This is a genomic window from Bacteroidota bacterium (assembly GCA_016711505.1).
In the GTDB taxonomy this organism is placed as follows: domain Bacteria; phylum Bacteroidota; class Bacteroidia; order AKYH767-A; family 2013-40CM-41-45; genus JADKIH01.
Window position 1 is genome coordinate 159,095 of record JADJSV010000017.1, and the last position, 25,383, is coordinate 184,477.

Genomic DNA, 25,383 nt, shown 5'->3' on the forward strand with positions numbered 1-25,383 from the left:
TGTGATCAAAGAGAATTCAACTCCTTTTCATAGTCATACTGGAGATCCTCATGTAATTTTGAAATTGCTGTTGCAATTTTCTTTTGCTGATTATTATACATATTAATCAACACCTGACTTTCATAATATCGGATTCCGGAAGCTTTAAGTGTTTTGCAAAAATGAATCAATAAAATTGCTTCTGTTTCTTTGCTTCCTGAAAATCTGCAATTCTTATTGATCGTACGTAAGATCTTTCTCAGACTTTTTTTTGCCAGATACAAATTACTCGAATTCATTTCAGCAAACTGTTGTTCTGTGTCCGCTTTTATCCGCTCGCGAAAACTTTCTTCATCATCTGACTCATTGAGTAAATAATCCAGCAACTCCTTATTCTCTTTCTTATGCTTAGAAATACGGATGCAAATTTCCGCAACCTTTTTGGGAGGGAGTTTTTGGAGTTGTTTGCTTAGGTCAGATATGGATGCAGTCATCTTAATAGGTCAAGGTTCAAAGTTCAAAGTTCAAAGTTGGCTTCGTAGGTGACTACAAAGCCAACTTTGAACTTTGAACATTGAACTATTTATCGATCAACGACTACCGAAACCATCCCCACATCCCCATTCATCGGAGGAGCCATCTTCGTTACTTCGACACTTAGCTGTTCTATGCCTTTGAGTTCGTTCATCATTGAATCTGCAATACGGGCTGCTGCATGTTCGATCAGTTTGGAACGGATCTTCATTTCTCTTACTACAATTGCATGAACATCACAATAATCTATTGTAGCTTTTAAGCTGTCATTTTTTCTGCTTCTGAAAAATCTGTTTCTATTTCAACTGTAACATCGTAATGTCCGCCGATCTTTTCTTCTTCCGGCAAACACCCATGATAAGCATACATACGGATTGGTCCGACTTTTATGATTCCCATTTTTTTCTTTTTACAAAATGAAATTATTTTTTACCGGCTTCTTTCGCCCAGGAATCTTTTAAGCCAACTGTTTTATTAAAAACAGGATTGTTCTCTGTCGAATCAGGATCCATACAAAAATAACCTTTGCGAATAAACTGAAATTTATCACCTGCTTTTGCTTTCTTCAATTCTGGTTCTGCATAGGCATTAGAAATTACTTCCAGACTATTTGGATTGATGTGATCTTTGAAATCACCTTCAGCATTTGACGGGTCTTCCGGAATAAATAATCGGTCGTACATTCTTAATTCACAACGAATTGCCTGCGGCGCACTTACCCAATGGATCACTCCTTTTACGCTGATACCACTTGTATCATGTCCACTTTTACTTTCCGGAAAATAGTTGCAATGAATTTCTGTGACATTTCCATTTTCGTCCTTTTTTGAATGAAGTGCATTCCACAATGAATGCATGTTTCAACCGAACTTTTAAACCCGGTCCTAATCGAAAATATTTCTTTGCAGGCTCTTCCATGAAATCATCGCGTTCGATCCACAACTCATTTGAGAATGGAATTTCACGGATGCCACCTTTGTCTTCTGCTTCGGGATTGTTTTCACCTGGAAGCATTTCAACTTTACCTGTTTCGTAATTATCGATGATCAATTTGATCGGATCAGTAATTACCATTGCCCTGTTTGCAGTTCTGTTCAGATCTTCGCGAATGAAATATTCAAGCAATCCCACATCAATCATATTCTCTCTTCGTGCAACTCCGATTCGATCGCAGAATTCACGGATACTCTCCGGTGTATAGCCTCTGCGACGATAGCCGCTTAATGTCGGCATTCTCGGATCATCCCATCCACTTACATGTTTCTCGTTCACTAATTGCAATAGCTTGCGTTTGCTCATTACTGTGTAGGTAAGATTCAAACGCGCCATTTCATACTGGTGACTTGGAAAAATATTCAGTTTCTCAATGAACCAATCGTAAACCGGACGATGCACTTCAAACTCGAGTGTGCAAATTGAATGTGTAATATTTTCAATCGAATCACTTTGTCCGTGTGCGTAATCGTACATCGGATAAATGCACCATTTATTTCCTGTGCGATGATGTGCAACATGACGAATGCGATACATCAACGGATCACGGAAATGCATATTCGGCGAAGCCATGTCGATCTTTGCACGAAGTGTTTTGTCACCGTCTTTAAATTCACCGGCACGCATTCTTGCAAAGAGATCAAGATTCTCTTCTACACTACGATCGCGGTACGGACTATTCTTTCCCGGCTCTGTAGGTGTGCCTTTCATTGCAGCAATTTCTTCTGCTGTAGAATCATCAACGTAAGCCAATCCTTTTTTGATCAACTCGCATGCATACTCATAAAGTTTTTCGAAATAATCGGAAGCATAGAATTCATTGGCCCAGTTAAAACCTAACCAGCGAATATCATTTTTAATGCTCTCAACATATTCTGTATCTTCTGTTACCGGATTTGTATCATCGAAACGAAGATTTGTTTTACCACCGAACTGCTGCGCTAAACCGAAATTGAGACAAATAGATTTTGAATGGCCGATATGCAAATATCCATTCGGCTCAGGCGGGAAACGTGTAAGTACACGACCACCATGTTTTCCATTTTTCACATCTTCCGCAACGATCTCTTCAAGAAAGTTCGGACCTTTTTCGATTGACATAATTAAGATGATTTTGCAGTCATTGACTGCATTATTTTATTTACTCCTGTATTAATTCTATTTATCACTTCTTCTTTGCCCAGCAATTCCATCATTCCTAACAGGTCGACGCCTGTTCCTGAACCGCTGACAATAACTCGTAACAATTGCAATATTTCACCGGGCTTTAATTGATTTGCTGCAGAGGTTTCTTTATTCTTCGCATCAATATCAGCTGAAGTGAATGAATTCATCTTTCCATATTCAGTAGAAAGAGCAGTGAAGAAATTTTCAAGACCTGGTTTCCATTTTTTTGCAACCACATCCTGATCGTATTCTGTAGGTGCAATGAAAAGGTAACTTCCTTTTTCTGCAAACTCATTTTCAAACTGAACCCGCTCAAGAAGTAATGAAACTACTTTCGACAAATATTCATTCGACAATCTTTTATCGCCTTCAACTATCTTGTATGTTTCAATGATCATTGGCTTAAGCAGCGAAACGAGTTTTTCAACTGGCTCATGACGTAAATATTCCTGATTGAACCATTTTGTTTTATCGGGATCAAATTTAGCTCCGCTCTTGCTTACTCTCTCAAGTGAAAAATCGTGGATCAATTCTTCCATTGTAAAAATTTCCTTGTCACCACTCGGATGCCATCCTAAAAGTACAAGCATGTTTACAAATGCAGCAGGAATATAATTTTTCTCCCTGTAACCTGACGATAATTCTCCTGTGACAGGATCTGTCCAGTTCAGAGGAAAGACAGGAAATCCGAGACGATCACCATCACGTTTACTGAGTTTTCCATTTCCATCAGGTTTCAATAACAACGGAAGATGCGCAAACTGCGGCATTATCTTTTCCCATCCCAAAGATCTGTAGAGTAAAACATGCAAAGGTGCAGAAGGCAACCATTCTTCTCCGCGGATCACATGTGTGATCTGCATCAGAAAATCATCCACAACATTTGCAAGATGATAAGTCGGCATTCCGTCACTTTTGAAAAGTACTTTATCATCGAGTTGCGAAGAATGTACACGGACTTCACCACGGATCAGATCATTCACAACTACTTCTTCATTCTCCGGGATCTGTAAACGAATTACGAATGAATCGCCGGCATGAATACGCCTATCAGTTTCCTCCGCTGATAGTGTAAGCGAGTTCACCAATTGCTTTCTTGTCTTTGAATTATATGAGAAGACAGATTTTTCTGCCTCCATTTTTTTTCGCAATGCATCCAGTTCTTCTTCACTGTCGAAGGCATAATAAGCAAAACCATTTGTCACCAGCTTCTCAGCATACTGACGATAGATTGCCATCCTTTCACTCTGACGATAAGGCGCATGCATACCATCTCCGAATCCAACTCCTTCGTTAGGTTCTATTCCGCACCACTTCAATGATTCAATAATGTATTCTTCCGCTCCGGGAACATATCGGTTCTGGTCAGTGTCTTCAATTCTAAGAATGAAATCACCACCATGTTTTTTTGCAAAAAGATAATTATACAATGCGGTTCTTACTCCACCGATGTGTAACGGCCCGGTTGGACTGGGAGCAAAACGTACGCGAACTTTTCTTTCCATTTTTTGGGTTATTCAGGGGGCAAAGATAGGATTTTGAGGGAGAAAAGAGAGTCAAATAAGATTACAGCTTTTTAGTGGACAAAGTAATTTTAATCCTAATTTAATTTTAAAATTACATAACCCGGTTATTCAACGCAGACCCCAGCGGGGTCAAATATTGGTAGAAAAAAAATAGCATGTGATTATATCGACCCCGGAGGGGTCGTATGTGATTTCGGAATAAAATTTGTTTATTGTTGATGATTCATATCAATATTAAATTGTTTGCCAATTCATATGCGACCCCTCCGGGGTCGAAAATTGATTTCCATCATTTGTTCTACCAATATGTGACCCCTCTGGGGTCAGGCGATTCAATTATTGAAGAAGTCGACATTATTACACTGCGACAAAAATGGCTTCTATACAAAGAAGGAATTGCCCTTATTTTGCAGTATTACAGAACCTCCCAAACACCCCCAAAGGCAGTTTCAGCCCAGAAGTAGATTTCAAAAACAATTCTCCCGTATGAAGATCCTTGAAATCGCGAAGCATATTTTCAACCACTAACGATGAGAATCCAAGCGAGTATGTATTCAGAATTAAAAACCGTTCTTCTTCATCGAGCAATTTGAAAACAAGATGCATCATTTCATTGATCATCTCTTCCAGTTTCCATTTCTGGCCTTCGGTTCCATGACCATAAGCAGGTGGATCGAGAATGATACCATTGTATTTCTTGCCACGCTTTACTTCCTTTTTTACAAAAGCCATTGCATCTTCGACGATCCAGCGGATGTCTTTCAGGTTACTCAATTCCTGATTCTCATTAGCCCAACTCACAACTTGTTTGATCGAATCGAGATGGATCGTATCGGCACCGGCTGCTCTGGCAGCAAGTGAAGCTCCACCTGTATATGCGAAAAGATTCAACACTTTCGGTTGCGGAGTTTTCATGCTCTTCACCGATTTAAAAATGTAATCCCAGTTAACAGCTTGTTCAGGAAAAATTCCAACATGTTTAAAAGATGTAAGCGCCAGACGGAAACGAATGTTTGGTCCTTTGTCGATCGGATATTCAATATTCCATCGATCCGGTGCATCACGCTTTTTCTCCCAGTCGCCGGTTGAAGATGACCTTGGGACAAACTGCATACTTGCCATTTTGTTCCACTCTTTTGTCGACAAAACCGGATCCCACAAAGCCTGTGGCTCCGGACGGATCGTTACATATTTTCCGAAGCGTTCGAGCTTCTCAAAATTGCCGCAATCTATCAGTTCGTAATCGGGAAAATGTCCGGGACTAAGAAGTTCCATGTTGAAAGGGGATTATAAATAAAATTGATCATTGAAATCAGTTTGCGACATTTGATGTTCGAAACGCGATTTCTATGATCAATTTATGACTATTAATATTCAATAAAGGATTTAGTTCTACAGATCTTCCTGATTCATCAGAACAGAACCGGAAGTAAATTTGCTTTTTAAAACCGGATTGTCAACTGCAGCGACTACAGGTTTTACGTTTTCCGAAGCGTTTTCATGAACCTGAGAAACGGGAGCATGTCCGGTGTTTTCTATGAATGAAACGCCTTTGGTCGTGATCTCATAATGTCCTTTTTTCCGGGCTCCTGTGTAACGGATCAAACCAAATTTTTTCAGAGTTGCAACATAGCGCGCACCTGTTACTCCACCAACTCCAACTAAATTGAACAATTCATTTGCTCTAAGTGTGGCAGTATTGTAAAGATGGAAAAGCATTAGCATCTGCTTTTTCAAGTTTGGACCATTCTGTGCTGTTTGTCCGGGGAACATTTTCCAACGATCATAAAGCACATCCATATCGAAATCGATCAATGCTGTATTTGCCAGGATAGATTGTTCCTGCGTAGACTGTGGATTATTGTTCACTGCAAAACGGCTGTCGCTGCGGGTCCGCAAGCGGTCGTTGATCTGCATCATATTACCATTGATCAACTGCAATTCCTCTATGCGGACATGCAGATCGTCGATGATCTTTTGCAGGTCGTCGACACGTTTCAGCATTTTGCCATTACGGATCATCAAGTGATTATACTGGTGGTATAACTCTTCGTTTTCGTTCGTTAGTTCCTTGATCAGCTTAGATTGATTTTCTACCTTCAATTGAAGTTTTTCGATTGTCATTTCCATGGAAGAGTTTTTTCTTTTGAAATTTGCGGCAATTTATCTTATTAATTGATGATAGAAAAAGAAATAACGAGTAGTTAGAAACATTAAATGTTAATAAGTGGCTAAAAGATTGGTAAATAAAGAAGTAAGACTTTCAAACAGTCAAATAAATGCTTTCTTTTTTTTATATTTGATACTCATCCCCAATTTATATCTTTTGAAAAATATCTTATTCCCCTTTCTGATTCTGATTTCTTCAGTTTGTCATGCTCAATGGCAGCAAGGTGATGGTCCCGGTGGAGGAACTATTACTTCAATATTTGCAAACGGAACTGAGTTTTTTGTTTCAACTTTTGAGGGTGCAGTCTATAAATCTGAACCAAGTGGCAGCAACAGGACTATGATTTTACATAATCAAGGAAATCCAATTGCCGATCAAATAATAAAACTTAGGAATCGAATATATGTTCAATATCGAAATCCGTTAGATCCTGTGTTTTCTGATGACGAAGGTGTAACTTGGATAAATGATACTACGAATGAATGTCCTCGTTACCATAAGGATGGAATATTTTTTAGAGATACTACTTTTACTCTTGACTCTGGAACTACATGGATAAATAATTCTGTCTTAGAAAATAGTATTGAAGATGGATTCCGGAGTACTAATGAAACTTTTCTTGTTGGGAATAATAAATTATTTCGCACATTTAATAATGGCCTTACATGGGATACACTTTTTTTCTCATCGATACCCGGAAGTCTTGTAAAAAGCGGTTCAAATTATATTTCAACTTCAGGAGAAATCAGTCTTGATTCAGGATTGACATGGAATCCAATCCCACTATTTTCTGATAAAATAATCAAACATATAGAACATGATAATTTCTCTGTATATATTCTAACTGACACTTCAGGCTTATTTTTTTCTCAGGACAATGGAATGAACTGGAGTCAGGTGACTTCTGTATTACCACAAAGTAGAAGTTTGAATTTTATGACCCGAGGAGGTGACAATATTTTTGTAACAGGTTACTTGCAGGGTGTATTTGTTTCATCAGATCATGGACTAACATGGAATATGGCAAACCAAAATCTGAACAGCTTATCAACTTATGTAATTGCCGGTAAAAATTCCACTTTGTTTGCAGGAACAATAAATGGGGTTTTTAAAAGCCTTGATCAAGGCTTGACGTGGGTCAAAATTGATGCAGGTACTGTTATTAATTCGTCAGTTATAACAGATATTTTCATAGATAATGGAAATATCTTTATTGTTTGCGGAAGAGAAGCATATTTAAGTACAGACAATGGAATCAATTGGTCAGAATTAAATCTTGGACCCTTTTTATATGATCATCATTGCATGGCTTCTAATGACTCATTGATTTTTTAAGTGGCCAAAACGGACTTTATATTTCTGCTGATCATGGTACTACTTGGTCATTCAGAAGTTCTACACCAAGTACGATTTCTATTAATTCGATCGCTGTTCTAAACCAAAATGTTTTTCTCTCTCAATGGGATTCATTGGTTATTTCGAATGACAACGGAATGACATGGGGAAGTTCACCTGTTATTCCCGGACCAATTTTAAGTGTAAATCAACACGACAATAAAATATACGTATGTTCTCAAACAGTCGGAATTCTTTGTTCATCAGATAGCGGACTTACATGGACAAATTTATTGAACCGAAGATATATAAATCATCTGTATGTCACCGATTCCATAATCTGGGCGCCGAATGTATTAAGATTAATTTTCTATTCTTTTGACGGAGGTATTACGTTTGACTCCGTAAACACACCAGATAATTTTTACACATCAATTGGTTTTACATTAAATTCCGGATATATTTTCGCTGGCATGGAAGCAGGTGGAATCTGGAGAACACCTTACATGAATCCTATCAATACCACTTCAGAATTGGTAGATGAACCTTTGACCTTATTTCCAAATCCTGCTGTAAATTCTATTACTGTTAAAGATAGAACCGAACTTTTTGTTTATGAGATTTCCGACCCCCTTGGAAGAAAAATAAAAAAAGGAATTTCATTTGGGACGATCGATATCAGCTTTCTGAAAGCCGGAGAATACTATTTATCTACCTACGACAATTCCGGACCTGCAGTGAAATTCATTAAGCAGAATTGAACTTCCCAATTAACAACCTCCCCGGCAAAGAAAGCAGTAATGGCTGATTTTCATGAAATTTCGATTAAAATCAACAATAATTTCTGCGGTTTTTCTGCGTATTCTGCGCATTCTGCGGGAAATAAATCTCTGTTATTTATCTCCCGCAGAATGCGCAGAATACGCAGAAAAACCGCAGAACTATGTATAATCATATTCGTATCCTTTAACCAAAACCCCAAGAATATTAACCCTTTCAAGCATTTATCCTGGGTCGGTTTGTTGTTATTCCTATGATGCACTTGTATCGCTTAGGAAAAATTATTTCTCACGAACAAGCCGCTGAAATTATTGGTAAACATTTTTCGAAAGTTCAGGACAAACTTCTGAATGTACTTCAACTTAAAAAGCAAGCCGACGAAAACACTTCCACTCATCCTGAATTATTACTTGCCGGGATCAATCAGAAAATTGAAGAATTAAAACCGGTTCCTTTTATTACTGCAATCAACATTTCTGAGAACCGCCGTTATCTTCGATTTGCAGTGATTCCTTTGTTTGCACTTATCGTTTTACTTTTTGCTGCACCTTCACTTGTTAAGGATAGCACTAAACGTTTGATCGAACATCAAACCTACTTTGAAAAACCTGCGCCATTCACATTTGAAGTGACAAACAAATCATTGCGTGCATTGCAGCAACAGGATTTTCAGATCGACATTCGCATCAATGGAAATGAAATTCCTGCTGAAGCTTTTATTGAGATCGACGGCAATCAATTCAAACTTGAAAAAGAAAATCTGACAACCTTCCATTACCTGTTCAAAAATCTTCAACGCACACAATCATTCAAATTATTTGCCGACGGATTTTATTCGCAGGAATATACGATTGAAGCATTGCCAAATCCGCTTTTGATGAGCTTTAATATCAATCTGGAATATCCGGTTTATCTGAATAAGCAGAATGAAACTATTCAAAACACGGGCGATCTGGTAATTCCATCAGGAACAAAAGTGAAATGGAATTTCAATACGAAGAATACTGAACAATTGAATCTTGTTTTCCATGATTCAACAATCAGTCTGACTCAGAATGGTGAAGATCAATTTATTTTCTCACGTCGCTTTACTAAAAATGATTCGTATGTAATTACAACCAGCAATCATTTCATCAATAGTAAAGATTCAATCCACTATACAATATCTGTAGTGCCTGATATTTATCCATCGATATCAATTGAACAAAGCCGCGATTCTTTATCAGGCAAACGGACTTTCTTCCGCGGAATGATAAAAGACGATTATGGATTTTCGAAACTGACATTCAATTATCGTTTTCTTAAATCGAATGACAGTCTGCAATCAAATGAAGGCAAACAATTCTCAGATGTGATTCCGGTAAGCAGATCATTGACGACTGACCAGTTCTTTTACTCATGGGATCTTTCCACTGTAAATATTGTTGCAGGTGATGAAGTTGAATATTACTTCGAGATTTCCGATAATGATGGCATTGCAGGTCCAAAATCTACACGTTCACAGTCACAGATCTTCAAAGCTCCATCTCTGAAAGAAATTGCAGAGAATACTGAAAAGAATAATGAATCTATTAAAGATGATCTAAAAGAATCAATTGCAAAAGCGAAACAGATCCAGAAAGACCTGAATGATCTTGGAAAAAAATTGCTTGACAAAAAAGAACTTTCATTCGAAGAAAAGAAAAAAGCAGAAGAGCTTTTGAATCGTCAGAAAGAACTGGAGAAGAAACTTGATGAGATCAGAAAGAAGAATGAAGATAAAAATCGTCAGGAAGAAGAATACAAAAGAGTAAATGAAGATATTGCTCAGAAGCAAGAGCAGTTGCAATCCATTCTTGACAAATTAAAATCGCCTGAACTTCAAAAACTTCTTGAGCAACTGCAACAATTAATGCAGAATGTAAACAAGGATCAATTACAGGAACAATTGAGTCAGATGAAGCTCGATAATAAAGATCTTCAGAAAGAACTTGAGCGTTCGATCGAATTGTTCAAGCAAATGGAATTTGAACAAAAACTTCAGGATAATATCGACAAGCTGAATGAGCTTGCAAAAAAGCAAGACGAGTTAGCGAAAAAGACTGAAGAAAAAGATTCTAAGGAGGGAAAAGATAGTAAAGAAAGTAAAGAAAATGAGTCGAAGGAACAAAAAGATCAGCAGGATAAATTGAACAAAGACTTCGAAGATTTCCGCAAGGATATGGATGAACTTGCGAAGAAGAATGAAGACCTGGAAGAGAAAAAAGATCTTGAAAATACTGATCAGCAAGAGCAGGAAATTCAAAAAGACATGGAAGAAAGTTCTGAGCAATTAGATCAGAAAAAAAGTAATAAAGCTTCTAAGTCACAGAAGAATGCTTCTCAAAAAATGCAACAGCTTGCACAAAAGATGAGCAAGATGCAGCAAGAAATGGAAGAAGAAGAGAATGAAGAAGACATGGATGCTTTACGTGCATTACTTGAAAACTTGCTTCGATTATCTTTCAATCAGGAGCAGTTGATGCAACAATTAAAATCGATTGATATTAATAATCCGCAATATTTGAAGTTGAGTCAGCAACAGCAGAAATTAAAAGATGATGCTAAATCGATTGAAGATTCACTTTTTGCATTGAGTAAAAGAGTTGCAGAAATAGCACCGAAAGTAAATCAGGAAATAACTGCGATCAATCAGAATATGGATGAATCGTTAGACAATCTTGAAGCGCGAATGGTTCCGCAAGCAAGAAGTCGTCAGCAGTTTGTTATGACATCAGTAAACAATCTGACGTTATTGCTGAGTGAAGCACTTCAGCAAATGATGCAACAGCAGGCGCAATCGCAGTCTCCATCCAGTTGTAAAAAGCCCGGAAAAAAGAAGTCATCTTCAATGGCTGAACTCCGCAAGATGCAGGAAGAGCTGAACAAGAACATGCAGAAAATGAAAGCCGGAATGAAGCAGGGCCAGCAACCCAAACCCGGAAAATCAGGCAAGGAAGGTCAGCAGATGAGTCAGGAGCTGGCAAAAATGGCAGCACAGCAGGAATTCATTAGAAATGAGTTAAATAAGTTGAATCAAAGTGATAATAAGGACGGTACTAAAAAGTTGGGAAATCTTGAAGATATCGCTAATCAGATGGAAGAAACTGAAAAGGACATTGTTAACCGGATGATCAGCGAACAAACTTTGAAACGTCAGCAGGAAATTACTACCCGATTGCTGGAAAGTGAGAAGGCGGAACGCGAGCGTGAGCAGGATGATCAGAGGAAATCAGAGGAAGCAAAAAATGCCTACTATCGTAACCCTTCCGAATTTGAAGAGTATAAGAGAATGAAGCAAAAAGAGATGGAATTGCTAAAAACAGTACCACCTTCTTTGAATTCCTATTATAAACAAAAGGTAAACGATTATTTCCAATCCATTGATAAATAATTCATTAATGCAACTTACAGGCGAAAGTCAGACACTGGAACTAGCGTCCACACCCGAAAGCATTTCGGTGGTTGAACGTATGATTGATGATATCCGCAACAAGTACAACGTGAGTGAAGACATGTTCGGAAACATGTTGGTTGCTATCACAGAGGCGGTGACCAATGCTATTTATCATGGCAACAAATCTGACGGAACTAAAAAAGTTAGCATCAGTTGTACCCATGCACCCGGCTCAATTGTTTTTACAATTGCAGACGAAGGAACAGGTTTCGATTACTACAATTTACCTGACCCAACTGCTCCTGAAAATCTGGAGAAAGAATGTGGTCGTGGTATTTTCTTAATGAAGCATCTTACAGATCAATTGATCTTCTCAGAAGACGGCCGCGTCGTAGAGATGAGTTTCAAGATCTCTTAATAAAATAGTTAGAGTTTGGTTAGACAAAAAAGGAGCTGGGAGAGCTCCTTTTTTTTTGTGCGGTTTTTTTTGCAAACAAGACTTCTGTTTGCCTATGAGGTGAGGACTAAACTTTTTGAAAGTGCGTGGGGTTGGCAGAGGGTAGCTGGCAGAAGTCCGGGGGCGTGGTTTTTCTAGTACATACAAGCTGCAAAATGATTTATGTAATTCTAATTTCTTTTTTCAATCGAGACTTCTGCCAGCCTTTGAGGCGAGGGCTGAACTTTTTTTTGAGTGCGTGGCGATTATATATGACTGCTTGCAGCTTCTATTAAAATCACCATCATATATTGGATGCATAAAAAAAGTTTTGTCTTTAGATTTGTCGAATGCCAAACGCTTATCAAATAGACAAACAGGATGGAATTTACTTTATGACCAGCAATCTGGTTGGGTGGGTGGATCTTTTTATCAGAGAGAGAAATAAGAGAATTTTAGCGGATAGTCTTAACTTTTGTATTAAGAATAAAGGCTTGAATGTTCATGCATATGTTTTTATGTCAAGTCATATTCATATGGTTGCAAGTTCAAGAAATAATAATCTGAGTCAGATCATGTGTGACTTTAAAAAGTTTACAAGCACCCAACTCATTCGTGAAATGCTGACAGTGAAAGAAAGCCGGCGTGAGTGGATGGTTCCCATTTTCAGGAATGCCGGTGAATTGAATTCAAAAAACAAGCATTTTCAATTGTGGCAAAATGGAAATCATGCCAAAGAAACATTTTCTCCTGAATTTACAGAACAAAAAATAAGATACATACATCAAAATCCGGTCAAGGAAGGTATAGTCGTTCGCGCAGAAGATTATTTGTATAGTAGTGCAAGAGATTATATGGGAATGAAAAGTCCTGTGAATATTAGTAAATTATATTTTGATCAGTTTGGCAAATGCACCTACTAGTTTATCATTTCATTCCAAATACATTTAAATGAGAATACGTAAAGCGAAAATATTAGACCGAAAAATAAAATACAGGCCAAGAAATAATTTTGAGTACTTTTTTTATGCATACGATTCCGACAATGCGGAATCACTAACTAAAGAACTTACTGCTCTTGGCTATAGTGCAGAAATTACGGACATCTCTGATTCATCCATTTTATTTCTAATAAATGGATTTACTTCTGACTACACTTCAATTGATAAGGACATTGCTTCCTGGTTCAATCAAATGACTAATCTTGCAAAAAAACACAAATGTGAATTTGACGGCTGGGAACGTCGGTTCAATATATAACCAACTCAAAAACTTACCTAAAAGAAACCCCTCACCTGCCGGGTGTAGTCTTGAAGATAGCTTACTCTTGAATTTTACGATTCAGTTGTTTGACAAGATGTCCCTGAATTTATTTCCACACAGACTACACCCTACACTCTCCTAAAATTACTTCCACAAAGTCTATACCCTGCAGCCCGCCGGGTGTAGTCTTCCAAATAAATTAATTTTGAATTTTACGAATACAATAGATTAATATGATGCCCTGCAAATTACTTCCACACAGACTACACCCTACACTCTCCTATAAAATTACTTACACAAAGTCTATACCCTGCAGTCAAATCAAAGCCCTCTTTCCTCCCCCATTTTCTTTCCCTATCTTCCCCCATGAAACCCGCCCCAATCACTTTCTTCAAACAAGAAATCTCTTTCCGTCTCAACAAAAAAGATCAACTCACAAAATGGATTACCTCCGCTGCGAAAAAAGAAAATTTCACCATCACTGAATTGAATTATATTTTCTGCTCAGATCCATTCCTAAAAAAAATGAATGTGAAATTTTTAAAACATAATTATTTTACAGACATCATCACATTCGACAATTCGATCGAGAAAGGAAAGATCATTGGTGATATTTTTATTTCTATCGATACTGTTCGCATAAATGCCAAACAATATGAAACAACTTTTGATGATGAATTGCATCGTGTAATGATTCATGGCTTGTTGCATCTCACAGGTTATTCTGACAAATCGCCGATGAAGCAAAAGGAGATGCGGAGGATGGAGGATTACTGGTTGAAGAAATTGAAGTAATTTTATTGGAGATGATTCCAAACGATCACTCCAATCACGATCCATATGAAAAGCTCATATAAACGGATGCGCTTTTTTGCAGACAATAAATAATACGCTGCAAAAATTGAAAATGGAATTGCAAGTAAAGAGAAATTAACAACTGAAATTTTTTGTCCCAGGAAAATTGAGCCTGCTCCGAAAAGGAAAAATGAAAATACTACCTGCTGTATAATTCGTGCACGGATCACATTCTTCAGATAATTCATCCGCAATTTTATTAATGCAAACAATAACCAAACTCCAAAGAGTATTGACAAGGTCATTAATGGCGGAGTAAATACAATGTTGATCTCCGGTTTTAAGTGTACAAATCTTTCAATATAATCTTTCCAGAAAAAAAGGAAGTTGTGATTCCAGAACATCCATACAGTAACAAAAAAGTATGGCAGTGAAAATCCGATAAACATGATCAGCCATTCTCTGAAATTAAATGGCCTGATGAGACTAAGGGAAATGATCATCACAGGAATAATAATAAAAGCCGGAAAAATATAAGAGCTGCTACAGCTGCCAGAAAACTACTGTCAAAAATTGCCGGAGTTGCAGAATCACTTTTGATCATTGCAAATGATTTGTCAAAAACGCGGAGTATGATCAGGTTTACAAAATGTATCGGATGAACCGTCAGAAACTCGGGAACTGAAGAGATGAATAATGCATAGACAAATGCAGGTAAATAGGAATTCTTATATAAGATCTCGTGTTTGTTGGTAATCTGGTTGATGTATATGGCACTGAATGAAACTAACGATACCATGATCAACCAATTCAACCCTGATGGTAGCTTTGCAAAAAGCACCAGAAATAGTTTCCACACCGGCTGCGCACTGACTTCCATCACCGGAAAACAATTCATAAAGGCTTGTGCCCACAATATCAATACGATAGCGGGAATAACCAATAATGAAGCCGGTTGAGGCGACTTAAAAAAGCGAATCATCGGTGTTAAAAATAGAGATTTTTCATTGTAGATTATCCGGAATCCTTTCTATATTTGTCACCGTATTAAACGGAAAAAAACATGACAGGATTCTGGTACTTTATCGGCGATATTTTTGAGGCAATTTTCACACTTGTTCCTTTCTTCGGCCTTTGGCTGAATAAAGCACTTATCGTTGTTGGATTCGTTGCATTCTTCGGATGGCTTTGGTACATGAATAAACACAAAGAGGTTACTAAATGGGATTAATCTCCCATTCATTAAATAGAAAAAGCCCGGTATCTCCTGATTCCGGGTTTTTTTATGCCTTTTCCTTGAATTCCAAAAGGTCCTTGCCAATATCACCTCTGAAATACGCGCCTTCAAATTTTATCGAAGAAATCTGCTCATAGGCTTTCTTTCTCGCTTCAGAAATAGTTGCTCCAAAAGCCGTAATACTCAGCACCCGACCGCCATTGGTAACAACTGAATTACCTGACATTGATTTTGTTCCGGCATGAAAAATCAGACTGCCGTTCGTACTTTCAACGGAAATTACTTTTCCTTTTTCATAATCGCCCGGATAACCTCCGCTAACCATCATTATCGTTAATGCCGTTCGGGGATCTATTTCGAAATCGATCGTGTTCAATTGAACATTTGCTGTTGCAAGAAATAATTCAACCAGATCATTCTTAATTCTTGGAACGACAACTTCTGTTTCCGGATCTCCCATACGAACATTGTATTCGATCACATATGGTTCACCGTCTACATTCATCAGTCCGATAAAAATAAATCCCTGATAGCGGATCTTTGCATTCTTCAATCCTGCAATTGTCGGTTTTATAATTCGCTCTTCAACTTTGTTCATGAATTCTGCATCAACAAATGGAACCGGTGACACAGCTCCCATTCCACCGGTATTCAATCCGGTATCGCCCTCGCCTATTCGTTTATAATCTTTTGCTTCAGGTAAGATCTTATATGAAACTCCATCAGTAAGAACAAAAACTGAACATTCAATTCCCTTAAGAAATTCTTCAATCACAACTTTATTTGCTGCGCTACCAAATTTACCTGATGTAAGCATGTCGGTCAATTCAGACTTCGCAGCTTCCAGTGTTTCAGGAATGATAACACCTTTGCCGGCAGCAAGCCCATCGGCTTTTAATACATAGGGCGCTTTCAACGATTCAAGAAATTTCAATCCATCATTGAGTGTTTCTTTTGTAAAAGTCTGAAATGCTGCAGTCGGAATTGCATTCTTCTGCATGAATTCTTTTGCAAAATCTTTACTTCCTTCTAACAAAGCGCCTGCTTTCGTCGGGCCAATAACAGGAATCGATTTTAATTTTTCATCGTCAAGAAAAAAATCTGTAATGCCATTGACTAAAGGTTCTTCCGGACCAACAATTACCAACTCAACTTTATTCTGAAGAACGAAATCTTTTATTGCGGAAAATGATTTTACATCAAGGTCAATATTTTCTCCGCAATCTTTTGTTCCCGCATTTCCGGGAGCTATAAATAGCTTTTCACATTTTTTACTTTGTGAAAGTTTCCATGCAAATGCATGTTCTCTTCCTCCGGAACCAATGAGCAAAATCTTTACTGACATTTTAATAATTGTTATAAAGGAATGTTTGCATGTTTTTTACGAGGTAATTTTACTGCTTTATTCTCCAGCATTCTGAATGCAGCGATCAGTTTAGTTCTGGTCTCATCCGGACGGATCACTTCATCAATGTAACCATGTTCAGCAGCTTTATATGGATTGGCAAAAAGCTGATTGTATTCATTCTCTTTTTCTTTCCATGCTGCAAGAGAATCTTTCGCTTCAGAAATTTCTTTTTTGAAAATAATTTCCGCAGCTCCTTTTGCGCCCATTACAGCGATCTCTGCACTTGGCCATGCATAATTCATATCGGCACCGATGTGTTTTGAATTCATTACATCGTATGCACCGCCATAAGCTTTTCTCGTGATCACAGTGATCCGTGGAACAGTTGCTTCGCTGAATGCAAACAATAGTTTCGCGCCATTTGTAATAATGGCATTCCACTCCTGATCAGTGCCCGGTAAAAATCCCGGTACATCTTCAAATACAAGTAATGGAATGTTGAAACAATCGCAGAAGCGAACAAAACGTGCAGCCTTTGTGGATGAATTAATATCGAGTACACCCGCCAGATGAATCGGTTGATTTGCAACAATACCAATACTTCTTCCTGCAAGTCGTGCAAAACCTACTACAATGTTTTCTGCAAAATCTTTATGTACTTCTAAAAATGAATCCTTGTCGATCACTTCGTTTATCACTTCGCGGATATCGTATGGTTGATTCGGATTATCAGGAATGATTGAATTTAGTTTTTCTCTTTTTTCATTTGTCACTTCATAAGCTAAACGTGGAGCCTCTTCTTCGCAGTTCTGCGGCATATAACTTACCAGACTACGCAAACGATTGATACAATCAATTTCATTTACACATGTAAAATGTGTCACACCTGATTTAGTTGCATGTGTCATTGCACCACCTAATTCTTCTGAAGTAACTTCTTCATGCGTTACGGTTTTCACAACGTTCGGACCGGTAACAAACATGTAGGAAGTATTTTCTACCATCATAATAAAATCTGTGATGGCCGGTGAATAAACTGCGCCACCTGCGCATGGTCCCATGATCGCAGAGATCTGAGGAATGACACCTGATGCTAATGTATTGCGGTAAAAAATATCTGCATAACCACCAAGTGAAACAACACCTTCCTGAATCCTTGCTCCACCTGAATCATTTAATCCGATTACCGGTGCGCCATTCTGCATTGCAAGATCCATTATGCGACAGATCTTTTTTGCATGCGTTTCAGAAAGTGATCCTCCGAATACTGTAAAGTCCTGAGCGAATACATAAACTAACCTTCCATCGATTCGTCCGAATCCGGTCACAACACCATCACCAAGATATTTTTCTTTATCGATACCGAAATCAGTAGCTCTATGAGTAACAAGCATTCCAATTTCCTCGAACGAATTTTCATCAACTAAAAAATGAATCCGCTCACGGGCAGTAAGTTTTCCTTTCTTATGTTGCGATTCTATTCTTTTAGCTCCACCACCCAGTTGTGCTTCCTGTATCTTTTCGTCCAGTAACTTGATTTTCGATTCCATAATGATCTTGTATGCGACGAAGATATAGGTTTTTAGCGATATGAAGGCACGGCAAAACAGACGTTTATTATCTTTCGAGTTGATTATAAACTGCTGAAATTCATGTATTAAATTGTCTTAAAGCCGATTGATCCGATAAAATTCCTTTCCGTTTTTAAATCCTTCGCTGTAAAGAATCAAAGTAGTAAATTCGCCCCATGCAAAAAGAGATCGTTGTCAGCGGCATCCGCAGTACAGGAAATTTACATCTGGGAAATTATTTTGGAGCGATTCAGAATTTTATAAAAATGCAACATGAGTACAATTGCTATTTCTTCATCGCTGATTACCATTCTCTCACTACACATCCCGTTCCATCGGATCTGCATAACACGGTGAAACAAGTACTCGTAGAATACCTTGCCTGCGGACTAGATCCTGAAAAATCTACACTTTATGTTCAAAGCGATCTGCCGGAAACAGCAGAACTCTATCTGCTTCTGAATATGAACGCTTATGTAGGTGAACTTGAAAGGTCAACTACTTTCAAAGAAAAGATCCGCAAGCAACCGGACAATATCAATGCAGGAATTTTAACTTATCCGGTTCTGATGGCTGCAGATATTCTTATACACCGTGCCGTTAAAGTTCCTGTCGGAAAAGACCAGGAGCAACATCTGGAATTTTCCCGTCAGTTCGGAAACAGATTCAACAGACTTTACAACACGGAACTATTTCCTGAACCATTTGCATTTAATTATGGAACTAATCTTGTAAAAATTCCGGGACTTGATGGCTCAGGAAAAATGGGCAAGAGCGAAGGCGAAGGAAATGCTATTTTCTTATCTGATACCCCGGAAGCGATCCGCAAAAAAGTAATGCGAGCTGTAACCGATGGCGGTCCGACGGAAGAGAATCAAAAGAAACCTGAAGTGATCGAAAATATTTTCACTTTAATGAAAGCTGTTTCTTCTGAAGAAACTGTAAAGCACTTTGATGAGCTTTATAATAAAATGCAGATCCGTTATGGTGATCTGAAAAAACAATTAGCGGAGGATATGATTTCATTCACTACACCTTTTCGTGAAAAGATTACAGAACTTAGTAAAGATGAAACGACGATCAGTAAAGTTGTCAGATTAGGTGCTGAAAAAGCACGTGCAAGTGCAGCTGCGACTGTGAACGAAGCGAGAAAAGCGATTGGAATAAGAAGTTTTTAATTGCGACAAGAACTGGTTAGTACTTTCTTAAATTATTTTTAATTAAACAACAAAATATTTTTTGAATACAACCTATTTTCTTCTTCAGAAGAAACTTTATAATTATCGGAAATTTCTATCCCATCATTTTTGAATGACCGCTTACTGATTTCAAATCCTTCAAACATTTCACCGAATTCGAACGATTCATTTTTTTTATATTGATCTGCGTAACGTTCATCAGGTTGTAAGATCAGCGACTCCGGATTATATGTCAGCCATTGTCTTAAGGTTGTTACGTAACACGGCCATTCCCGAAGTGACTCTCCTTTTCTTTTCCCCGCAATTCCTTTTCCGGTTGACTGTGACCACCAGGTTCCTGTTTTAAAATCTTCGTAGATCGCATCATTGTTGATCAAACCAAGGTAGCGATAGTAGTCGTTCTTGCCTTCATAGTCGGTCAGATAAGCCTTCGCTGTTCTTGTAACCGGACAGTAAGTCATCATAAATCTCTTTCCACACATGCCGTCGAATACTCTTTGATGATAGGCAAGAAACTGGATCGGATAGGCTCTTGCTTCGCAGTTCTTCACCATTCCAACGATCAACCTGTCGAGATCAACTTTATTACTATCGCTATTGACCATCAGCTTAGGTGCTGAACGGCGATACATTTTTGTTGCTGTGTATTTGAAATTACAGAAGAAAATAGTCACTACAGTTAATGTGGAAAGGATAACGACAGACAATCTGCTTTTTCTATAAGCACCGAAAATTCCAAAAATAATTCCTACCAATAATTCCAGACGTATCTCCCATCTGTATTTATAGATCCAATAGGCAACGGATACGTTTTCAAATTCCAGTTTTATGGGCAAGGGAAGAACCATCATACAATTGATGATCTCAAAAAACAGAAAAGCAATCGTACATATATAAAAGAAACGGTACATACACTTCGTAAGAAGTATGTTTTACTTATTGTCCGGGAAAAAGTTTAGTATATATACTATGAAATTGGCAAAATAAACTGTTACTGATCTCTTTCAGGAATCAATTCGGAACTACCGGAATCAACTCACTGAATTCAGGACAACAAAATTTCTTCTCAATCTGTAAACCTTGTTTTGATGCCTGGATGATGATCGTTTGATCAGCATTGGGATGCTTTTCACATCTTTTATTCCGCACACTGTTCCTTACCAAAATTGCAAATTGATCTGCTTTTGTATTACTGACTTCTTTTGAAATCTGTTCTTTCAGATCATCGCTTGCATCGGAAGCTACACTACGGGTGATTACGTTTATCATTCTGGGATTTTGCATAAAGGTAGTCTAATTTGAGGTAGCGGGAGGGAATTATCTTGATTAGTTTTTTTAAGGGATGAAGTGGAATGAAGTGGAATGAGGTGGAATGAAGTGGAATGAAGTGGAATGAAGTGAAAAGAAGTGGAATGAAGTGGAAAGGGTTGGGTGGCATTTTTGGATTGATGTTGCAACACTGACTTAGAAAAGTACTTAGATAAATTATCATTTTTTTCGGGAAGTTAAGTCTACTACACCACACTTTAAACCCTTTTTAAGCCTATATAAATGATCGCCCCTAAAACTAATTAGGTTGATAATCAACATTATAATTGCCTAAATTCAATTACATGTTGCAACATCTATTGTTATAACATATATTTGTACCCGAAATCAGAAACTATATAAAAAACTCATAAAATTAATCAGATGAAAAAAATCACACTTATGGCCGCTATGTTAGTCACAATGACAGCATCAGTGTTTGCACAACAAAACTGGAAGCTCGATGGAGCACATTCGAAAATCCGTTTCACTACGAAATATCTGCTGATCTCTGATGTAGATGGTGAATTCAAAAAATTTGTCGTAACAGCAAATTCTTCTGCTGCAGACTGGTCAGATCTTAAAGTAACTGCTTCAGTTGACGTGAATAGTATTACAACAGATAACGAACAGCGCGACGGGCATTTAAAAGGTGACGATTTCTTCAACGCAGAGAAATATCCTAAGATGACTTTTACAAGCACAGGCATAAAAAGTCTGGGAAATAAAAAATACTCTCTCACCGGACAACTTACGATCCGTGATGTCACAAAAACAGTGACTCTTCCATTAGTATATGGCGGAACAGTTACTGATCCTTGGGGAAATATAAAAGCCGGCTTTAAAGCAACCGGTTCAATCAATCGCCAGGAATATGGTTTAAAATGGTCTAACAAAGCTGCAACAGGAGAAGCAGTCGTTAGCGATGATGTGGACTTCACGATCGACTTGATCCTCATCAAAGATGTTCCAAAACAATAATTAATCAAAAGCCGGTCTCTTACAAGAACCGGCTTTTTTTAACTTCATACCATGAAAGAATATATGATCATTGTCGGTTTACCCGAAATTTTTTCACCACGATTCATTTCATTGATACCCGAACATCGAGCAGTAGTAAATGAAATGATGAATGAAGGAATAATCCTGAGTTATGCTCTTGCAGCAAACAGAAGTAACCTCTGGATTGTTATGTCAGCAAAGGGTGAAGCAGAAGTCTTAAGAAACATTGCACGCTTCCCGCTTGCACGCTACATGCAGCACGAAATAAAGGAACTGATGTTCCAGCACAGCGCTACATTCATTTTACCTGAACCATCACTAAATTAATATCAATGAAATTCGTAGAACACATCAAGGTCACCAACATCGGTCAACATTACGAAACAAAAGTAATTGCAGGCAATCATACCCTCACAACTGATGAACCTGTCGATCACGGTGGAAAAGATCTTGGCCCGACCGCACACCAGATGCTGCTCTCTTCACTGGGCGCATGTACTGCCATCACTCTGCGAATGTATGCCGACCGCAAACAATGGGACTTGCAAAAAGTTCATGTGTATCTGAATATGGAAAAAGTTATGGAAGGCACTGAAGAAATAACAAAGATCTATACCAAACTTGAATTCGAAGGAAATCTGGATGAAGAACAGATCAAGCGACTTAAAATTATTAGCGAGAAATGTCCGGTGCATAAGACGCTGGTGGGGAAAGTGGTTGTGGAAGAAATGAAGTGAAGTGGAATGAAGTGGAATGAAGTGGAATGAAGTGGAATGAAGTGGAATGAAGTGGAATGAAGTGGAATGAAGTGGAATGAAGTGGAATGAAGTGGAATGAAGTAAAAATAAATTAGTTAGTACCCAAATGAAAATTATCAAAAAAAATAAACACTGAGAACACAAGTTCACAAAAGAACACGGAATTATCTGCGCTAAATCTGCGAGATCTGCGGGAAACAAAATCACCTTGAAATACTTCAACTCTTAAATCAAAGCAAGAATCAAATTAAAAATTATACAGTAAAAATAAATGGAAAATAAAATCACAGTAACAGGAACCGGACCTTACATGGTCACAGGTACAATGACATTAACTGATGCGAACGGAAATCAGATCGAGAAAAAAGAAACTTTCGCTCTTTGCCGTTGTGGACACAGTGCTAACAAACCATTCTGCGATGGACAACATCGTACGAATACAGACTGGTTAAACCAAAAATAATAAATGACAATTCACAATCTCATAAGCAAACGAAAAAGCATCCGTGCATTCTCTGAGCGTCCGATCGACGATGAAACAATGATCAGTCTTTTCGAAGCTGCACGTTGGGCACCGTCATCGGCAAATGAACAACCGTGGCGATTTATTCTTGCCCGAAAGCAGGATAAAGAAGCTTTTGCAAAAATGCAGGAATGTCTGAATGAAGGAAATAAGATCTGGGCGAAAGATGCAGCAGCATTGATCATAACGATTGCTAAAAAACATTTTTCTTTTAATGAAAAGTCAAATGTATATTCATGGCACGACGTAGGATTGGCGACTGCAATGTTATCAGTGCAAGCGACAGAATTGAATTTGTTCCTGCATCAGATGGGCGGATTCAATTCAGCTAAGGCGAAAGAAGAATTTCAGATTCCTGATGAATACGAAGCAGTAAGTATTATTGCAGTAGGTTATGAAGGAAATCCTGAAGCATTACCGGAAAATCTCCGGGCCAGAGAAGTTGGCGAAAGAAAACGTAAACCATTATCTGAACTCGTTTTCTCTGCTAACTTTGGCGAAGAAAATGAATTATTCAAAACAGAAACCAATAAATAAGAAAGGAATAAAATGAAAACCATTTTTCACGCAGCTTCATCACGCGGACATGCTGATCACGGCTGGTTAAATGCACATCACAGTTTTAGTTTTGCGAGCTGGTATGATCCTTCACGCGTACATTTCGGAATGCTTCGTGTTCTGAACGACGACATCGTTGCCGGTGGACAAGGGTTTGGAACGCATCCGCACAACGATATGGAGATTATCACCATTATATTGAAAGGTGCACTTGAGCACAAAGACAATATGGGTAATGGTTCCGTTATCAGACCAGGCGATGTGCAGGTCATGAGTGCAGGAACGGGAGTGATGCATTCGGAATTTAATCCGTCGAAAGACGAAGCGACCAATCTGTTTCAACTCTGGATCTTTCCGAAAGAAAAAGGGATTAAACCAAGTTATGATCAACGTACATTCGATATCAATGACAGAAAGAATAAGATCCAGACGGTAGTTTCCGGATTCAAGACCGGCGATGAACTTTATATTCATCAGGACGCAGCTATATCATTATCTGACCTGGATAAAGGAACTGAATTGAAATACGCAATGAAATCGAAGGAAAATGGTGCTTACATTATGGTAATAAACGGTGCTGTTGAAATCGAAGGACAGAAACTTCAACAACGTGATGCAATCGGTGTCTGGGAAAATGAAAATGTTTCCATAAAAGCATCAGAGAATGCAGAAATTATTATCATTGAAGTTCCAATGAACTAAATGAAAAATGGAGTTAGAAAAAGAAATCAATCAGAAGAAGTTTCGCAATGAAAGCCATAAACTCATGGTCAATATTATTTATACGTTCAATTGGTTGAATGGACAACAAAGTGATTTTTTAAAACCATTCGACATCACCTACCAGCAGTTCAATGTCCTCCGCATTTTACGCGGACAACAGATGCAACCTGCCAGTATCAAATTGATCCGTGAACGTATGCTTGACAAAATGAGCGACGCTTCCCGCATCGTAGAAAAACTCCGCATGAAAGGCCTGGTCGAGCGACACATTTGTCAGCACGATCGCCGTTCATGTCAGGTCTTCATCACTCAAAAAGGAATGGACCTGCTAAGTAAAATTGATACTAACGAAGTGAAACAAACTGATCTGATGATTGCGCTTTCTGAAAAGGAGAAGGTGGAGTTGAATTTGTTGTTGGATAAGTTGAGGGGGTAAGTATAATGTTATAAAATAAAGTTTCTTTTTTGTTGAAGATTTTTTCTGAATAATAATTTGAAAGGAAACATTCGGCTCCGATTTTTTTAACACTGAGTTCACTAAGAGCAAAATGAGAGCACGGAATGGCAGACGTGCTTTTATTAGAAAGATGTTTTAAAATTTCCAAGTGATTAACTTTTGCGCACAAAAGCTTTGAGTGTTTATTTCAGAAAAATTCACAATTAAACACATAGAATTTCTATGCTCTCATTGTGCCCTCCATGTTCTCTATGTTTAAAACTTCATAGTACACTGTTAATCAATTGCTACCGATTTTTTTTCACA

28 protein-coding genes and 1 pseudogene are annotated in these 25,383 nt (G+C 38.1%); 16 read left to right on the top strand and 13 right to left on the bottom strand.

The window, feature by feature from the left end:
• Positions 1 to 5 precede the first annotated feature (5 nt).
• From IPL24_14250 to IPL24_14280, 7 genes and pseudogenes are all read right to left on the bottom strand, one after another.
• Positions 6 to 473: a hypothetical protein gene (locus IPL24_14250; protein MBK8364772.1), complete on the bottom strand. Its 468-nt coding sequence runs from the start codon at positions 471 to 473 to the stop codon at positions 6 to 8.
• A gap of 89 nt (positions 474 to 562) precedes the next feature.
• Positions 563 to 763 carry a dihydroneopterin aldolase gene (locus IPL24_14255; GenBank protein MBK8364773.1) on the bottom strand — a complete coding sequence of 67 codons (201 nt, stop codon included), beginning with the start codon at positions 761 to 763 and terminating at the stop codon, positions 563 to 565.
• A gap of 8 nt (positions 764 to 771) precedes the next feature.
• Positions 772 to 912, bottom strand: a complete 141-nt coding sequence (locus tag IPL24_14260; protein ID MBK8364774.1) for a hypothetical protein — start codon at positions 910 to 912, stop codon at positions 772 to 774.
• A gap of 23 nt (positions 913 to 935) precedes the next feature.
• Positions 936 to 2,607, bottom strand: a pseudogene (locus IPL24_14265) (glutamine--tRNA ligase/YqeY domain fusion protein).
• 2 nt (positions 2,608 to 2,609) lie between these two features.
• Positions 2,610 to 4,178 carry a glutamate--tRNA ligase gene (locus IPL24_14270; protein MBK8364775.1) on the bottom strand — a complete coding sequence of 523 codons (1,569 nt, stop codon included), beginning with the start codon at positions 4,176 to 4,178 and terminating at the stop codon, positions 2,610 to 2,612.
• A gap of 423 nt (positions 4,179 to 4,601) precedes the next feature.
• Positions 4,602 to 5,474, bottom strand: coding sequence for a class I SAM-dependent methyltransferase (locus IPL24_14275; GenBank protein ID MBK8364776.1), 873 nt, complete (start codon positions 5,472 to 5,474; stop codon positions 4,602 to 4,604).
• A 117-nt stretch (positions 5,475 to 5,591) separates the two neighbouring features.
• Complete coding sequence (locus IPL24_14280; GenBank protein MBK8364777.1) at positions 5,592 to 6,323, bottom strand: hypothetical protein; 732 nt, start codon at positions 6,321 to 6,323, stop codon at positions 5,592 to 5,594.
• A 202-nt stretch (positions 6,324 to 6,525) separates the two neighbouring features.
• Between IPL24_14280 and IPL24_14285 the strand changes: the two genes are divergently transcribed.
• From IPL24_14285 to ybeY, 7 genes are all read left to right on the top strand, one after another.
• Positions 6,526 to 7,704 carry a hypothetical protein gene (locus IPL24_14285; GenBank protein MBK8364778.1) on the top strand — a complete coding sequence of 393 codons (1,179 nt, stop codon included), beginning with the start codon at positions 6,526 to 6,528 and terminating at the stop codon, positions 7,702 to 7,704.
• Between the two features lie 134 nt (positions 7,705 to 7,838).
• Positions 7,839 to 8,465: a T9SS type A sorting domain-containing protein gene (locus IPL24_14290; protein ID MBK8364779.1), complete on the top strand. Its 627-nt coding sequence runs from the start codon at positions 7,839 to 7,841 to the stop codon at positions 8,463 to 8,465.
• Positions 8,466 to 8,746: 281 nt separating this feature from the next.
• A complete protein-coding gene (locus IPL24_14295) occupies positions 8,747 to 11,896 on the top strand; it encodes a hypothetical protein (protein ID MBK8364780.1) in 3,150 nt (1,049 codons plus the stop codon).
• A gap of 7 nt (positions 11,897 to 11,903) precedes the next feature.
• The gene (locus IPL24_14300; protein MBK8364781.1) at positions 11,904 to 12,317 is read left to right on the top strand and encodes an ATP-binding protein; all 414 of its coding nucleotides are present in this window, start codon (positions 11,904 to 11,906) and stop codon (positions 12,315 to 12,317) included.
• A gap of 368 nt (positions 12,318 to 12,685) precedes the next feature.
• The gene (locus tag IPL24_14305) at positions 12,686 to 13,258 is read left to right on the top strand and encodes a transposase (GenBank protein MBK8364782.1); all 573 of its coding nucleotides are present in this window, start codon (positions 12,686 to 12,688) and stop codon (positions 13,256 to 13,258) included.
• A 28-nt stretch (positions 13,259 to 13,286) separates the two neighbouring features.
• Positions 13,287 to 13,595, top strand: a complete 309-nt coding sequence (locus tag IPL24_14310; GenBank protein ID MBK8364783.1) for a ribonuclease E inhibitor RraB — start codon at positions 13,287 to 13,289, stop codon at positions 13,593 to 13,595.
• A gap of 369 nt (positions 13,596 to 13,964) precedes the next feature.
• Positions 13,965 to 14,393: an rRNA maturation RNase YbeY gene (gene ybeY / locus IPL24_14315; protein ID MBK8364784.1), complete on the top strand. Its 429-nt coding sequence runs from the start codon at positions 13,965 to 13,967 to the stop codon at positions 14,391 to 14,393.
• 2 nt (positions 14,394 to 14,395) lie between these two features.
• Here ybeY and IPL24_14320 read toward each other — a convergent pair whose 3' ends face one another.
• Both IPL24_14320 and IPL24_14325 read right to left on the bottom strand, forming a co-directional pair.
• Positions 14,396 to 14,896 carry a hypothetical protein gene (locus IPL24_14320; GenBank protein ID MBK8364785.1) on the bottom strand — a complete coding sequence of 167 codons (501 nt, stop codon included), beginning with the start codon at positions 14,894 to 14,896 and terminating at the stop codon, positions 14,396 to 14,398.
• Positions 14,896 to 15,375 carry a hypothetical protein gene (locus IPL24_14325; protein MBK8364786.1) on the bottom strand — a complete coding sequence of 160 codons (480 nt, stop codon included), beginning with the start codon at positions 15,373 to 15,375 and terminating at the stop codon, positions 14,896 to 14,898. Before IPL24_14325 ends, IPL24_14320 begins: the two co-directional genes overlap by 1 nt.
• 81 nt (positions 15,376 to 15,456) lie before the next feature.
• Here IPL24_14325 and IPL24_14330 point away from each other — a divergent pair, with 81 nt between their 5' ends.
• Positions 15,457 to 15,624: a hypothetical protein gene (locus IPL24_14330; GenBank protein ID MBK8364787.1), complete on the top strand. Its 168-nt coding sequence runs from the start codon at positions 15,457 to 15,459 to the stop codon at positions 15,622 to 15,624.
• 52 nt (positions 15,625 to 15,676) lie between these two features.
• On the opposite strand, the gene purD is transcribed toward IPL24_14330, so the two are convergent.
• Together purD and IPL24_14340 are read right to left on the bottom strand one after the other, a co-directional pair.
• Positions 15,677 to 16,975 (bottom strand): phosphoribosylamine--glycine ligase, encoded by a 1,299-nt coding sequence (gene purD, locus IPL24_14335; protein MBK8364788.1) that lies wholly within the window; start codon positions 16,973 to 16,975, stop codon positions 15,677 to 15,679.
• Positions 16,976 to 16,986: 11 nt separating this feature from the next.
• On the bottom strand, positions 16,987 to 18,528 hold the full coding sequence (locus tag IPL24_14340; protein ID MBK8364789.1) for an acyl-CoA carboxylase subunit beta: 1,542 nt from the start codon (positions 18,526 to 18,528) through the stop codon (positions 16,987 to 16,989).
• Between the two features lie 197 nt (positions 18,529 to 18,725).
• Between IPL24_14340 and trpS the strand changes: the two genes are divergently transcribed.
• Positions 18,726 to 19,727 carry a tryptophan--tRNA ligase gene (gene trpS / locus IPL24_14345; protein MBK8364790.1) on the top strand — a complete coding sequence of 334 codons (1,002 nt, stop codon included), beginning with the start codon at positions 18,726 to 18,728 and terminating at the stop codon, positions 19,725 to 19,727.
• Positions 19,728 to 19,765: 38 nt separating this feature from the next.
• Here the strand turns inward: trpS and IPL24_14350 are convergent, their stop codons facing one another.
• On the bottom strand, positions 19,766 to 20,659 hold the full coding sequence (locus IPL24_14350; protein ID MBK8364791.1) for a DUF3179 domain-containing protein: 894 nt from the start codon (positions 20,657 to 20,659) through the stop codon (positions 19,766 to 19,768).
• 100 nt (positions 20,660 to 20,759) lie between these two features.
• On the bottom strand, positions 20,760 to 21,017 hold the full coding sequence (locus tag IPL24_14355) for a hypothetical protein (protein MBK8364792.1): 258 nt from the start codon (positions 21,015 to 21,017) through the stop codon (positions 20,760 to 20,762).
• Positions 21,018 to 21,440: 423 nt separating this feature from the next.
• Between IPL24_14355 and IPL24_14360 the strand changes: the two genes are divergently transcribed.
• The 7 genes from IPL24_14360 to IPL24_14390 all read left to right on the top strand — a co-directional run bounded on the left by IPL24_14360 (position 21,441) and on the right by IPL24_14390 (position 25,056).
• A complete protein-coding gene (locus IPL24_14360; protein ID MBK8364793.1) occupies positions 21,441 to 22,037 on the top strand; it encodes a YceI family protein in 597 nt (198 codons plus the stop codon).
• Positions 22,038 to 22,088: 51 nt separating this feature from the next.
• Positions 22,089 to 22,385 (top strand): hypothetical protein, encoded by a 297-nt coding sequence (locus IPL24_14365; GenBank protein MBK8364794.1) that lies wholly within the window; start codon positions 22,089 to 22,091, stop codon positions 22,383 to 22,385.
• Between the two features lie 5 nt (positions 22,386 to 22,390).
• A complete protein-coding gene (locus tag IPL24_14370) occupies positions 22,391 to 22,795 on the top strand; it encodes an OsmC family protein (GenBank protein MBK8364795.1) in 405 nt (134 codons plus the stop codon).
• A gap of 292 nt (positions 22,796 to 23,087) precedes the next feature.
• A complete protein-coding gene (locus tag IPL24_14375) occupies positions 23,088 to 23,279 on the top strand; it encodes a CDGSH iron-sulfur domain-containing protein (protein ID MBK8364796.1) in 192 nt (63 codons plus the stop codon).
• Positions 23,280 to 23,282: 3 nt separating this feature from the next.
• On the top strand, positions 23,283 to 23,876 hold the full coding sequence (locus IPL24_14380) for a nitroreductase family protein (GenBank protein ID MBK8364797.1): 594 nt from the start codon (positions 23,283 to 23,285) through the stop codon (positions 23,874 to 23,876).
• 12 nt (positions 23,877 to 23,888) lie between these two features.
• Positions 23,889 to 24,599, top strand: a complete 711-nt coding sequence (locus tag IPL24_14385; GenBank protein MBK8364798.1) for a pirin family protein — start codon at positions 23,889 to 23,891, stop codon at positions 24,597 to 24,599.
• Positions 24,600 to 24,606: 7 nt separating this feature from the next.
• Positions 24,607 to 25,056: a MarR family transcriptional regulator gene (locus IPL24_14390; protein MBK8364799.1), complete on the top strand. Its 450-nt coding sequence runs from the start codon at positions 24,607 to 24,609 to the stop codon at positions 25,054 to 25,056.
• Positions 25,057 to 25,383: the final 327 nt, after the last annotated feature.